Origin of the sequence: Mycobacterium sp., from assembly GCF_050701515.1 — a bacterium.
Lineage (GTDB): Bacteria > Actinomycetota > Actinomycetes > Mycobacteriales > Mycobacteriaceae > Mycobacterium.
In genome coordinates, this window is the sequence record NZ_JBOGDB010000242.1 from 1 (window position 1) to 12,622 (window position 12,622).

Here is a 12,622-nt window from a genome sequence, read left to right on the forward strand (position 1 = left end):
CTATGACGCCGAGGTCGAACACATCGAGCAGTTCGCGACGTCGTTTGGGCTGGACCGGTTCAACCTGGTCGCGCACGACTACGGCGGGTTCCTCGCGCTGGGCTACCTGCGCCGCCACCCCGAACGCGTGCTTCGGCTTGCGCTGCTGAACACCCGGGCGCACAACATCTTTCGGCCCTGGTTCTACCGGTTCTCCATCGGTCAGCAGTGGGTCGCGACGCACGCTCCGGCGGTGGCGCGGCGGCTGCCGCTGCGACGGATGCACCACTACGCATTGCGCCGCTACCGGGCGCTCGGCTGCTTCGACACGGCACAGGAAGGCGAGTACCTCGGCTGGATGGACACCCCGCAGGGCCGGCGCGCATTCGTCGACTTCTTCGCGCACTACCACGTCCCTGCGGTGCCCGGCCTGGCCGAGAGTCTCGGGCGGATCGACTGCCCAACCGCGGTCATCTGGGGCGACCGAGACCACTACATCCCGTTCGAGACGGCCCTTGAGCTGGCCGAACACATTCCGCACGCGACGTTGACCCGGCTGCGCGGCGGCGACCACTACATCATGGAGGAGCGCCCCGCCGAGGTGACCGCGGCGCTACTGGATCTACTGGACCGTGCGCACGTCGCTAACTGGCCGCGCCCTGCGTGACGGCGTCGGCGTCCTCGGGTGTGTCGCCGTTGCGCCGGCCGACCAGATACCAGGTATGCATGAGGCCCTTGCCCTTGACGTCGACGTCGCCGCGCTCCTCAAGCACATAGTCGTGCTTCAGCCGCTCATAGACCGACTGCGGCACCTGAATCCGACCCTCGACGTCGGTGGACTCCATCCGCGACGCGACGTTGACCGCATCGCCCCAGACGTCGTAGAAGAACTTGCGCGAACCGACCACCCCGGCCACCACCGGCCCCGCCGCCAGGCCGATGCGCAGTGGCACCGCCCGGCCCTGCGGATCCTTCAGGTCAATGACGGCGTCGGCCATGTCCAGGGCGAGGTGGGCGAGCGCTTCGACGTGGTCCGGCCGAGGCTGTGGCACCCCGCTGACCACCATGTACGAGTCGCCACTGGTCTTGATCTTCTCCAGCCCGTGCCGGTCGACGAGGGCGTCCAGATCGGTGTAGAGCGTGTCCAGGAAACGGACCAGGTCGGTGGGCGTCGTGTCGGCCGCCCGCTTCGTGTATCCGGCGATGTCGGCGAACAGGATCGAGGCGTCGTCGTACTTGTCGGCGATGATGTTGCGCGCCGGATCCTTGAGCCGCCGCGCGATGGACGTGGGCAGGATGTTGGCGAGCAGCGACTCGGACCGCTGGTACTCGGCCTCCATCGCCTCCTCCGCGCGGGCGGTCTCCCGCAACGCGGACCACACCGTCGCCACCACCAGTACCCAGGCGGAGATCGTCGACACGATGAACCCGAACGTGAAGGACCACTCCGGCTGTACGCCGGTGTCGTTCGGAACCAGGAACTCGAGTGCGATGACGGTGGCCGCGCCGGTCGCGGCGAGGATGGACGAGAGGACGATGTGCTCGATACCGAACACCAGCATCATCACCGTCGCCGCCACCAGGTAGTAGAACTGCATTCCGGTGCCGGTGCCCACGTGCGCGCAGACGGCTGTGAGGTACACGTACGCCACCAGCATGAAGGTCATCGGCGCGACCAACTCGCCGAACCGGTAGAGCAGCGGAATCAGCAGGAAGATTACGGCTGCGACCAGATTGAGCAGGCCGATCCACAGCACGTCCCGCGCGGTGAGGATCTGCATGATGCCGAAGAAGCCGCTCACCACCGCACTGATTTGGGTAGTGGTGGTCAGGACCCGGAAACGGCGGGCCACGCTCTCGGCATAGTGCTGAGTGCGGGCCGGCACCGGGTTCTTGAGGGCCAGCTCGGGCATGCAGACCGATCGCTGCCTGCGCATGGCAGCAAGCTTACTTTGGGGTCGGCCAGCCTGGCCGCAGTTTGCTGAGCACGTGACTGAGCCCGCAGAGAATGCAACAATCCAAGCGTGAACGGGTTGGGGATACGTAACGCGGCGATTAGTTGCGCAATTGCCTGTGGTGCGATGGTCGCCGGGCCCGGTTTCGTCGGCACCGCCGTGGCCTCTGCAGATCTGCTCGGCGTCGGTCCCGACATCTTGGTCTTGGGCGACGACGACAACAACAAGAAATCGCGCCCCGCTGCCCGGGAACCGGACCTGCCCGAAGTTTCCACCGAGCCGATGACGCGCAGCGTCGTGATCCGGAAGGCTCCCGCAGCTCCCGCGGAGCGTGCGGTGCCTGCGGCTCTAGGGGCGCCAATGGCGCCGACGGCGCCGATTGCCCCCCGCGCCCCAATGGTTCCTCGGGCTCCGGCCCAACCCGCTCCCGCCGCTCCCGCGGCGCCGGTGATCGTGCCCCCGGCGATTGTGCCGCCGCCCGCACCCGTCGTCGTCCCGCCGGCGGGCAGGCCGCAGCCGCCCTCCTCACCGATACCGGTGACCCGAGAGCCCCGCGCGAACAATCCACTCGCGCCCCCCGCTTCAGTCGGCCCAAGCCCGATGCCTGATTCGTTCCGGGTCGGCTATCCCGAGTACCTCAGGGCGGCGACCGTCAGTGACCTTGTGCTCATCGCCGCGCCGGGCGTCGCCGGCCTGATGGCTTTTGCCGCCGCCGGCGGAGTGGTGGGCTACCGGCAGGCGCGCAACGCGCAGGCGGCCGTGCTGCCGAGGCCGGTGGCCACGCGCTTCCTGCAGTGACGGAAACCGGTGCCCTCGGTGGGATTCGAACCCACACTGTACGGGTTTTGAGTCCGTTTCCTCTGCCAGTTGGGATACGAGGGCGGGGCCTCCCACCATAGAGGATGCCCCGAGGTCGCTGACTGGGCCTGCGACCGCCAGAATGGCAGCCATGACCGACGCCGCCAAGCCACGCCGAGTACTCGTCGCCGAGGACGAAGCGCTCATCCGGCTCGATCTGGCCGAGATGTTGCGCGAGGAAGGCTATGAGGTCGTCGGTGAAGCCGGTGACGGGCAGGAGGCCGTCGAGCTGGCCGAGAGCCTCACGCCCGACCTGGTGATCATGGACGTCAAGATGCCGCGTCGCGACGGCATCGACGCGGCGTCCGAGATCGCCAGCAAGCGCATTGCCCCGATCGTGGTGCTCACCGCCTTCAGCCAACGCGAACTCGTCGAGCGGGCCCGCGATGCCGGCGCCATGGCCTATCTCGTCAAGCCCTTCTCCATCACCGACCTGATGCCGGCGATAGAACTGGCGGTCAGCCGGTTCAGCGAGATCACCGCCCTGGAACAAGAAGTCGCGACGCTGTCGGACCGGCTGGAGACCCGCAAGCTCGTCGAGCGCGCGAAGGGCTTGCTCCAGAACAAGCACCAGATGACCGAGCCGGAGGCGTTCAAGTGGATCCAGCGTGCGGCCATGGACCGCCGGACGACGATGAAGCGGGTTGCCGAGGTCGTGCTGGAGACCCTCGACACGCCAAAAGACGCCTCGCCATCGAGCTAGCAATAACCGGAAAGCGCGCACCGGGGCCGTGCGTTGGCTATGTTCTAGCGGATACGCCGACGAAAACATTGACCCGGAGGTGAAACGTGCGCGGTCGCGTGGCACGGAGTGCAGTTGCACTAGGTAGCGCAGGACTGGTGGTGTTCGGCATGGCCGGCTGCCAGCAATCAGAGCCGAGTGAGGACGCGGCGCAGACCGACCTGAAGATCGTCGAACAGGCGCAGATCGACGCGAACGGGGCGGAGGTCCCGCCTCCCGAAGCGGCTGCAGCCGCCGATCCTGCGGGGAACGGCCAGGCGCAGTGCCCGCCGGTGTCCATCGCGATGGCCGCCGCGCTCACCGGCCCGGACGCCGCGCTGGGCATCAACATCAAGAACGGGGCGCAGCTGGCCATCGACAAGCACAACGCGGCCAACCCGGGTTGCCAGGTGCAGCTCAAGACGTTCGACACCGAGGGTGACCCGCAGAAGGCCACCCAGATCGCGCCGCAGATCGTCGACGACGCGTTCACCATCGGCCTGATCGGGCCCGCGTTTTCCGGCGAAACCAACGCGACCGGCAACATATTCAACCAGGCCGGCCTGGTCGCGACGACCGCGTCGGCCACCAACGTCACCTTGTCGGAGAACGGGTGGCGGACCTTCTTCCGCGGCCTTGGCAACGACGGCGTACAGGGCCCGGCGGTCGCGAACTACATGAAAAACACGCTCGGCTACGACAAAATCTGCGTGGTCGACGACAGCACCGACTACGGCCTCGGGCTGGCGCAGGCCATTCGGGGAACCCTCGGGCCGGTCGCCGATTCGGGTTGCAACATCTCGGTGAAGAAGGGCGACAAGGACTTCTCCGCGGCGGTGACCCAGATCAACGGCGCCAATCCCGATGCGGTCTTCTTTGCCGGCTACTACGCCGAGGCGGCACCGCTGACGCAACAGCTCAAGGACGGCGGCTTCACCGGGACTTTCATCACCGGCGACGGTGCCAAGGATCCCGAGTACGTCAAGCAGGCCGGCGAGTCGTCCAAAGACGCGGTGATCACATGCCCGTGCGGGCCGGCCACCGGCGAGTTCGCCGAGGAATACACCCAGAAGTTCAACCTGGAGCCGGGCACTTACAGCACCGAGGCGTATGACCTGGCCACCATTCTGGTGAAGGGCATCGACTCCGGCGCCATCACTCGGCCGGCGCTGCTGGAGTACGTGCGCAACTACAACGGCCCGGGCGTCGCCCGCAACTACCAGTGGACCCCCACCGGCGAGTTGACCAACACGCTGATCTGGATCTACAAGGTTCAGTAGGCCCGACGGGCGAGACGCGTCCGAGACCGCAAGGCTCGGACGCGTTCTCGTGAATAACGGCTTGCGCGAGGAGCCCTCCACCGGATGACCCAGAAGTGCGTCGACCAGTACGCCTGCCTGGCCGCCAACATCAGCTTCAATCTGGAAGGGCTGCGAGACAGCTTCTGGCAGTTGACGATCGACGGTCTGGCGTGGGGCGCGATCTACGCATTGGTCGCGGTCGGCTACACGCTGGTGTACGGCGTGCTGAAGTTGATCAACTTTGCCCACTCCGAGGTCTTCATGCTCGGCATGTTCGGCACGTACTTCTGCCTCGACATCATCTTGGGTTTCACGCCCAGCGGCAACACTTACGAGTTGGGCATCGGACTGACCGTGCTGTATCTCGGCATCGCGATGCTGTTCGCGATGGCAGTGTCCGGTACGACCGCCATGGGGCTGGAGTTCATTGCCTATCGGCCGCTGCGAAAACGCAACGCCGAACGGTTGTCGTTTCTGATCACCGCGATCGGCATGTCGTTCGTGTTGCAGGAGTTCGTGCATTTCATCCTGCCGAAGATCCTCGACGGGTACGGCGGCTCGAACGCGCAGCAGCCGATCAGACTGGTGCAGCCCGAAACTCAGTTCACTGTCTTCGGCGCCGTTGTATCGAACATCACCGTGATCATCGTCGTGGCAGCACTGAGCTTCGCGCTGATGACCGATCTGGCGATCAATCGCACGAAGTTCGGGCGCGGCATCCGGGCGGTGGCCCAGGACCCGGACACCGCGACGCTGATGGGTGTGTCGAAGGAACGGGTCATCGTGACGACATTCCTGATAGGGGGTCTGCTCGCTGGCGCCGCGGCACTGCTCTACACGCTCAAGGTGCCGCAGGGCATCATCTACTCGGGAGGCTTCCTGCTGGGCATCAAGGCGTTCACCGCGGCCGTGCTGGGCGGCATCGGCAATCTACGCGGCGCACTGCTGGGCGGCCTCCTGCTGGGAGTAATAGAGATATACGGCCAAACGGTCTTCGGCACCCAGTGGCGCGACGTGATCGCCTTCGTCCTCCTCGTTCTGGTACTGCTGTTCCGGCCGACCGGGATACTCGGTGAAAGCCTCGGGAGGGCACGGATATGAGCCGCTGGACCAACCGACTGCTGGCGCCCGGCGACGCCATGCGGCGGTGGTGGGATGGCTTGTCCCGGGTACAGAAGTGGGGCTTCGGGGTGCTCGGTTTCGGCGCGGTGGCTTTGCTTCCGCTGTACACCCCACCGTTCCTGGACACGCCGGGAATCAGCTTCGGCGGGACCATGGCGCAGTTCGCCATGGTCGCGATCATCGCCATCGGCCTCAACGTCGTCGTCGGCCAGGCCGGCCTGCTCGACCTGGGCTACGTCGGCTTCTACGCGGTCGGCGCCTATACCGTCGCGTTGCTCACCAGCCCGGACAGCCCGTGGAACAAGCTCGGCCCCACCGGCTTCTTCAGCACCGACTGGGCATGGCTGTCCTGTGTGCCGATTGCGATGGCCATCACCGCGTTGAGCGGGCTCATTCTCGGCACGCCCACGCTACGACTGCGCGGTGACTATCTGGCGATCGTCACGCTCGGGTTCGGCGAGATCATCCGGCTGCTGGCCGACAACCTGTCCGACATCACCAGAGGCCCCCGTGGGCTCACCGGCGTCTCCTACCCCCACGTCGGCGAGAGTGAGCAGCTGCCCGGTGGCGTCTTCTCCAGCGGTAACTCGGCAGGTGACGCGAACTACGGTACCTGGTGGTTCTGGCTGGGCCTGATCCTGATCGCGGTCGTTCTGCTGCTCGTCGGCAACCTGGAACGCAGCCGGGTCGGCCGCGCCTGGATTGCCATCCGGGAAGACGAGGACGCCGCGGAAGTCATGGGCGTCAATGCCTTTCGGTTCAAGCTGTGGGCATTCGTCATCGGCGCAGCTGTCGGCGGGCTTTCCGGCGCGCTGTACGCCGGCCAGGTGCAGTACGTGGCACCGCCGACCTTCAACATCGTCAACTCGATGCTGTTCCTGTGTGCGGTGGTGCTCGGCGGGCAGGGCAACAAGCTGGGCGTGATCTTCGGGGCGTTCGTCATCGTCTATCTGCCGAACCGTCTGCTCGGAGTGCACTTCCTCGGCATCAACCTGGGCGACCTGAAGTACCTGTTCTTCGGCGTGGCGCTGGTGGTGCTGATGATCTTCAGGCCGCAGGGGTTGTTCCCGGCTCGGCAACAGTTGCTCGCATACGGCAAGGTTGCACGCGATCTGTTGCGCCGTACCGATCAGAGCAAGGCGACCGCATGAGCATCGAAGAACTGGCCGGAGTTCACCGGGAGATCCACGCCGCTGAGGGTGAGACACTCTTGGAGACAAAGGATTTGACCGTCAGGTTCGGTGGGCTGGTCGCGCTGGATTCGGTGACGTTCGACATTCGCCGTGGGGAGATCCTCGGGATGATCGGACCCAACGGCGCCGGCAAGACGACCTGCTTCAACGCCATAACCGGGGTGTATCGGCCCAGCTCGGGCACGGTGATCTTCGACGGTGCCCCACTCGGCCGGATCAAGCGTCATCAGATCACTCGTCGGGGTATCGCGCGCACCTTCCAGAACATCCGGCTGTGGGGTGAGATGACCGCGCTGGAAAACGTCGTGGTCGCCACGGATGCGCGGCACAAGACGTCGGTCCCGGGCGCGCTCGTTCGCAGTCCGCGGCACCGGCGGGAGGAACGTTCGGCGATCGAACGGGCGGCTGCGCTCTTGCATTTCGTCGGCATCGCCCATCGGGGCGAAGAGAAGGCGAAGAACCTGCCGTACGGGGACCAGCGCCGTCTGGAGATCGCGCGTGCCCTGGCCACCGAGCCCAAGCTGTTGTGCCTCGACGAACCGGCCGCCGGGTTCAATCCCCGCGAGAAGGCCGCGCTCATCGACCTGATCCGCAAGATCCGCGACGATGGCTACACCGTGCTGCTCATCGACCACGACATGCGCCTGGTGATGGGGGTCACCGACCGGATCGTCGTTTTGGAGTTCGGCCGCAAGATCGCCGACGGCCTACCCGCCGAAATTCGCGAAGACCCCAAGGTCATCGCCGCCTACCTGGGAGTGCCCGATGACGAATCCTCCTGACGACGAACGCCCCGTCCTGCTGGAGGCCCGCGACATCGTGGTGCACTACGGCCGGATTCAGGCCCTGCACGGGGTTTCGCTGGTGGTGCGACAGGGCGAGCTGGTGACACTGCTGGGCTCCAACGGCGCCGGCAAGACCACCATCATGCGCGCAATTTCGGGCCTGCGGCCTTTGACGTCGGGATCGGTGTGGTTCGAAGGAAAAGACATCACCCGGGTGAAGGCGCACCGCCGGGTGATCGACGGCTTGGTACAGGCGCCGGAAGGCCGCGGTGTGTTCCCCGGCATGACCGTCATCGAGAACCTGGAAATGGGTTGTTACGGACGCAAATTCGCGTCGAAGGCCGAGCACAAAGAGCGACTGGACTGGGTGCTGGACACCTTCCCGCGGCTGGCCGAGCGACGCCACCAGGTCGGTGGCACGCTGTCCGGCGGTGAGCAGCAGATGCTGGCGATCGGCCGGGCGCTGATGGCCCGGCCGCGGGTGCTATTGCTTGACGAGCCGTCGATGGGCTTGGCGCCCATGGTGATCTCGCAGATCTTCATGATCATTGCCGAGATCAATTCACAGGGCACCACCGTGCTGCTCGTCGAGCAGAACGCGCAGCAGGCCCTGACCCGCTCGGACCGGGCTTACATCCTGGAGACGGGCGAGATCACCCGAACCGGCAATGCGCGAGAGTTGTTGGAAGACGACAGCATTCGCGCCGCCTACCTCGGCGTCGCGTAACGCTCCTCACCCCTTCCCGCGAGCGTGCGTGTCTGCAGGCGACACACCGCTGAAATCCCCAACTTTGTGCACGCTCATGCTTAGGTCAGCGCGACGCGCGCCTCGATCGCGTCGAGCACCGCGATCTGAGTGGGCGGCACGCCGATGTGCATCACCACGTCGTCGCCGGCCGGTTCGAAGCCGAACGTGAAAAACGAGCAGCATTGGCTCTCACGGTCAGCCAGATCGCGAGCGGTGGCCTCGGCTTCCGCTGGTATCACGAGTTCCAGTCGCGTCGGCCGCGGCCGTTCGAACCGCAGGACCTCGGCGAAGAACTCGTCGAATTCCGCTACCCGCACGGGGCGCTCCGCGGTCGGAAGTGTGCAGGCCTCCGGCGCCCAATCCTCGGGGATCGTCATGACCCGAGGCTAGCGCGCGACGATCACCGAGGAGCCGTGACCGAACAGGCCCTGGTTGGCGGTGACACCGACGGTCGCGCCCTCGACCTGGCGGCCGACCGCCTGCCCGCGCAGCTGCCAGTTCAGCTCGCAAACCTGCGCGATGGCCTGCGCCGGAATGGCTTCGCCGAAGCAGGCCAGCCCGCCGGACGGATTCACCGGGATCCGTCCGCCGATGGTGGTGGCGCCGCTGCGCAGCAGCGCCTCGGCCTCGCCCTTGGGGCACAACCCGAGGTGCTCGTACCAGTCCAGTTCCAGGGCAGTCGAGAGGTCGTAGACCTCGGCGACGCTGAGGTCTTCGGGCCCGATGCCGGCTTCGGCATAGGCGACGTCGAGGATCTGGTCTTTGAACACCCGCTCCGGTGCGGCCACCACCGCGGTGGAATCCGTTGCAATGTCGGGCAATTCGGGCAGATGCTGTGGATACTGCGGTGTCACCGTGCTGACGGCACGCACCGACGGCACACCGTCGAGCGAGCCGAGGTGCTTCTCGGCGAACCCCTTGCTCGCCACGACCAACGCTGCCGCGCCGTCGGACGTCGCGCAGATGTCCAGCTGCCGCAATGGGTCGGCGACCACCGGGCTGGCCAGCACGTCTTCGATCGAGCTCTCCTTGCGGTAGCGGGCATTCGGGTTCTGCAGGCCGTGTCTGGCGTTTTTGACCTTGACCTCGGCGAAGTCCGCCGAGGTGGCCCCATAGAGGTCCATCCGCCTGCGGGCCAGCAGCGCGAAGTACACCGGGTTCATCGCGCCGATCAGGTGGAAGCGCTGCCAATCGGGATCGTTCTTGCGCTCGCCGCCGACGGGGGCGAAAGCGCCCTTTGGCGTGGTGTCGGCACCGATCACCAGGGCGACATCGCAGAAACCGGCCAGGATCTGGGCGCGGGCGCTCTGCAGCGCCTGCGAACCGCTGGCGCACGCCGCGTAACTGGAGCTGACCGGCACGCCGTTCCAGCCCAGCTTCTGCGCGAACGTCGACCCGGCGATGAAGCCCGGATAGCCGTTGCGGATGGTATCCGCGCCGGCCACCAACTGAATCTGCGGCCAGTCCAGGCCTGCCTCCGCGAGCGCGGCACGGGCAGCAACGACGCCGTACTCGGTGAAGTCGCGACCCCATTTGCCCCACGGGTGCATGCCGGCGCCGAGGATGTACAGCGGGCTTGGGCTGGATGTCGCCGCCGGTGCGGCTCCGGGACTCATTCGGCGATCCTCCAGGCGTGCACGATGCGCTCGACGCCGTCGTCGTCGACGAACAACGGCATGGTGGTCAGCTCCATCTCGATGCCGACCTTCAGGTCGGCGGCCAGCGTGCCCTCGACGACCTTGCCCAACACGATCAGACCCTCATCGGCCAACTCCACCGCGGCAATCGCGAACGGCTCGAACGGATCCGGAGCCGGGTACGGCCGTGGCGGCGGGTACCGGTTCTCGGTATAACTCCACAGTGTGCCGCGTCGCGAGAGCGGCACCTGTGCCAGCTCGTCGCCGTCACACGCGGGGTTGGGGCAGTTGGTAGCACGCGGCGGAAAGACGTAGGTGCCGCACTGATGGCACTTGCCACCGATCAGATACGGCGACCCGGACTCGTCGGTGGCAAACCACCCGTCGATCGCCGGTTGTGTGGATGCAGCTGACACGCGGTCAGCGTACCGATTCCTGCCGCGAAACTGAAACGTGTTCCAGTTTCACCTCCGTGTCAGGGGCGGTGCATAGAGTAGGGCCGTGACCGCAAGCGCGACGGCCGAGAAGCCGACATTGATGCTGCTGGACGGCAATTCGCTGGCGTTCCGGGCGTTCTACGCGCTGCCGGCCGAGAACTTCAAGACGCAGGGCGGCCTGACCACCAACGCGGTCTACGGGTTTACCGCGATGCTGATCAATCTGCTGCGCGACGAATCGCCGACGCACATCGGCGCCGCATTCGACGTGTCGCGGCAGACCTTCCGATCGGAGAAGTACCCGGAGTACAAGGCCGGCCGGTCTGCCACGCCCGACGAGTTCCGCGGCCAGATCGACATCACCAAGGAAGTGCTCGGCGCGCTGGGCATCACCGTGCTGGCCGAGGCGGGATTCGAAGCCGACGACGTGATCGCCACGCTGGCCACCCAGGCGGAAGAGGCGGGTTACCGGGTGCTGGTGGTCACCGGTGACCGCGACTCGCTGCAGTTGGTCAGCGACGACGTCACGGTGCTCTACCCACGCAAGGGTGTCAGCGAGCTGACCCGGTTCACGCCGGACGCGGTCGTGGAGAAGTACGGGCTGACTCCGCGGCAGTATCCCGACTTCGCGGCGCTGCGCGGCGATCCCAGCGACAACCTGCCCGGCATCCCGGGCGTGGGGGAGAAGACCGCGTCCAAATGGATCGTCGAATACGGCTCGCTGCAGGCGCTGGTGGACAATGTCGACTCGGTGCGCGGCAAGGTCGGCGACGCGCTACGGGCCAACCTGTCGCACGTCGTGCTGAACCGCGAGCTGACCGATCTCGTCAAGGACGTGCCGCTGGCGCAGACGCCCGACACGCTGCGCATGCAGTCGTGGGATCGCGACCAGATCCACCGGCTGTTCGACGACCTGGAGTTCCGGGTGTTGCGCGACCGGCTTTTCGAGACGCTGGCCTCGGCGGATCCCGAAGTCGATCAGGGCTTCGACGTGCGCGGCGAGGCGCTTGAGCCGGGCGAACTTGCCGGCTGGCTGGCCGAGCACAGCCAGGGCAACAGGTTCGGTCTGGCGGTGGTCGGCACCCACCTGGCGTACGACGCCGACGCCACCGCGCTGGCGATCGTCGCGGCAGACGGCGACGGGCGCTACATCGACACGGCCAACCTGCATTCCGACGACGAGACCGCGCTTGCGTCCTGGCTGTCCGACGCCGGTTCACCGAAGGCGCTGCATGAGGCGAAGCTCGCCATGCACGATCTGGAAGGCCGCGGCTGGAAACTGGCCGGTGTCACGTCGGACACCGCGCTGGCCGCCTATCTCGTCCGGCCCGGCCAGCGCAGCTTCGCGCTCGACGACCTGTCGTTGCGGTATCTGAAGCGCGAGCTCCGTGCGGATAACCCTGAGCAGCAACAGCTTTCGCTGCTCGACGACACCGACGGCGTGGACGAGCAGGCGGTGCAGACGGTGACCCTGCGGGCCAGCGCCGTGATGGATCTGGCGGATGCGCTCGACGAGGCGCTGGCCGGCATCGATTCCTCGGCGCTGCTCGGCAACATGGAGCTGCCGGTGCAGCGGGTGCTCGCCGAGATGGAGACCGCCGGCATCGCCGTCGACCTGGGCCAGCTCGGCGAGCTGCAGAGCGAGTTCGCCAACCAGATCCGTGACGCCGCGGAGGCCGCCTACGGGGTGATCGGCAAGCAGATCAACCTCGGCTCACCCAAACAGCTGCAGGTGGTGCTGTTCGACGAGCTGGAGATTCCGAAGACCAAGCGGACCTAGACCGGCTACACCTCCGACGCCGACGCGCTGCAGTAGCTGTTAGTCAAGACCGGGCATCCGTTCCTGCTGGATCTGCTCGCGCACCGCGACGCCACCCGGCTCATGG

12 protein-coding genes, 1 tRNA gene and 1 pseudogene are annotated in these 12,622 nt (G+C 66.4%); 9 read left to right on the forward strand and 5 right to left on the reverse strand.

The window, feature by feature from the left end; genetic code table 11:
- The coding region (locus ACRDU5_RS18705; RefSeq protein WP_526616221.1) for an alpha/beta fold hydrolase at window positions 1–646 on the forward strand (646 nt) is incomplete at its 5' end.
- Here the strand turns inward: ACRDU5_RS18705 and ACRDU5_RS18710 are convergent.
- Entirely contained in the window at window positions 624–1,997 is a 1,374-nt protein-coding gene (locus ACRDU5_RS18710) for an adenylate/guanylate cyclase domain-containing protein (protein ID WP_526616235.1), read from the reverse strand. The genes ACRDU5_RS18705 and ACRDU5_RS18710 overlap by 23 nt on opposite strands.
- Before the next feature lie 63 nt (window positions 1,998–2,060).
- Between ACRDU5_RS18710 and ACRDU5_RS18715 the strand changes: the two genes are divergently transcribed.
- On the forward strand, window positions 2,061–2,732 hold the full coding sequence (locus ACRDU5_RS18715; protein ID WP_526616222.1) for a hypothetical protein: 672 nt from the start codon (window positions 2,061–2,063) through the stop codon (window positions 2,730–2,732).
- A 10-nt stretch (window positions 2,733–2,742) separates the two neighbouring features.
- On the opposite strand, the gene ACRDU5_RS18720 is transcribed toward ACRDU5_RS18715, so the two are convergent.
- A tRNA-Leu gene (locus ACRDU5_RS18720) sits at window positions 2,743–2,816 on the reverse strand.
- A 58-nt stretch (window positions 2,817–2,874) separates the two neighbouring features.
- Between ACRDU5_RS18720 and ACRDU5_RS18725 the strand changes: the two genes are divergently transcribed.
- The 6 genes from ACRDU5_RS18725 (at window position 2,875) to ACRDU5_RS18750 (ending at window position 8,641) form a co-directional block, all read left to right on the forward strand.
- The gene (locus ACRDU5_RS18725; protein ID WP_526616223.1) at window positions 2,875–3,495 is read left to right on the forward strand and encodes a two-component system response regulator PdtaR; all 621 of its coding nucleotides are present in this window, start codon (window positions 2,875–2,877) and stop codon (window positions 3,493–3,495) included.
- 86 nt (window positions 3,496–3,581) lie between these two features.
- Window positions 3,582–4,793: a branched-chain amino acid ABC transporter substrate-binding protein gene (locus ACRDU5_RS18730; RefSeq protein WP_526616225.1), complete on the forward strand. Its 1,212-nt coding sequence runs from the start codon at window positions 3,582–3,584 to the stop codon at window positions 4,791–4,793.
- A gap of 84 nt (window positions 4,794–4,877) precedes the next feature.
- Window positions 4,878–5,915 carry a branched-chain amino acid ABC transporter permease gene (locus ACRDU5_RS18735; RefSeq protein ID WP_526616226.1) on the forward strand — a complete coding sequence of 346 codons (1,038 nt, stop codon included), beginning with the start codon at window positions 4,878–4,880 and terminating at the stop codon, window positions 5,913–5,915.
- Complete coding sequence (locus tag ACRDU5_RS18740) at window positions 5,912–7,087, forward strand: branched-chain amino acid ABC transporter permease (RefSeq protein ID WP_526616227.1); 1,176 nt, start codon at window positions 5,912–5,914, stop codon at window positions 7,085–7,087. The genes ACRDU5_RS18735 and ACRDU5_RS18740 overlap by 4 nt, the downstream gene beginning before the upstream one ends.
- Window positions 7,084–7,911: an ABC transporter ATP-binding protein gene (locus ACRDU5_RS18745; protein WP_526616228.1), complete on the forward strand. Its 828-nt coding sequence runs from the start codon at window positions 7,084–7,086 to the stop codon at window positions 7,909–7,911. The genes ACRDU5_RS18740 and ACRDU5_RS18745 overlap by 4 nt, the downstream gene beginning before the upstream one ends.
- The gene (locus tag ACRDU5_RS18750) at window positions 7,895–8,641 is read left to right on the forward strand and encodes an ABC transporter ATP-binding protein (protein WP_526616229.1); all 747 of its coding nucleotides are present in this window, start codon (window positions 7,895–7,897) and stop codon (window positions 8,639–8,641) included. Before ACRDU5_RS18745 ends, ACRDU5_RS18750 begins: the two co-directional genes overlap by 17 nt.
- Window positions 8,642–8,721: 80 nt before the next feature.
- Here the strand turns inward: ACRDU5_RS18750 and ACRDU5_RS18755 are convergent, their stop codons facing one another.
- Genes ACRDU5_RS18755 through ACRDU5_RS18765 form a run of 3 tightly spaced genes read right to left on the reverse strand, consistent with a single transcriptional unit; the run spans window position 8,722 to window position 10,715 of the window.
- Window positions 8,722–9,039 carry a hypothetical protein gene (locus tag ACRDU5_RS18755; RefSeq protein ID WP_526616230.1) on the reverse strand — a complete coding sequence of 106 codons (318 nt, stop codon included), beginning with the start codon at window positions 9,037–9,039 and terminating at the stop codon, window positions 8,722–8,724.
- 9 nt (window positions 9,040–9,048) lie between these two features.
- Complete coding sequence (locus ACRDU5_RS18760) at window positions 9,049–10,278, reverse strand: lipid-transfer protein (protein ID WP_526616232.1); 1,230 nt, start codon at window positions 10,276–10,278, stop codon at window positions 9,049–9,051.
- A complete protein-coding gene (locus ACRDU5_RS18765; RefSeq protein ID WP_526616233.1) occupies window positions 10,275–10,715 on the reverse strand; it encodes a Zn-ribbon domain-containing OB-fold protein in 441 nt (146 codons plus the stop codon). Before ACRDU5_RS18765 ends, ACRDU5_RS18760 begins: the two co-directional genes overlap by 4 nt.
- A 121-nt stretch (window positions 10,716–10,836) precedes the next feature.
- Between ACRDU5_RS18765 and ACRDU5_RS18770 the strand changes: the two are divergent.
- Window positions 10,837–12,622 (forward strand): annotated as a pseudogene (locus ACRDU5_RS18770) (DNA polymerase); the annotation flags it as partial.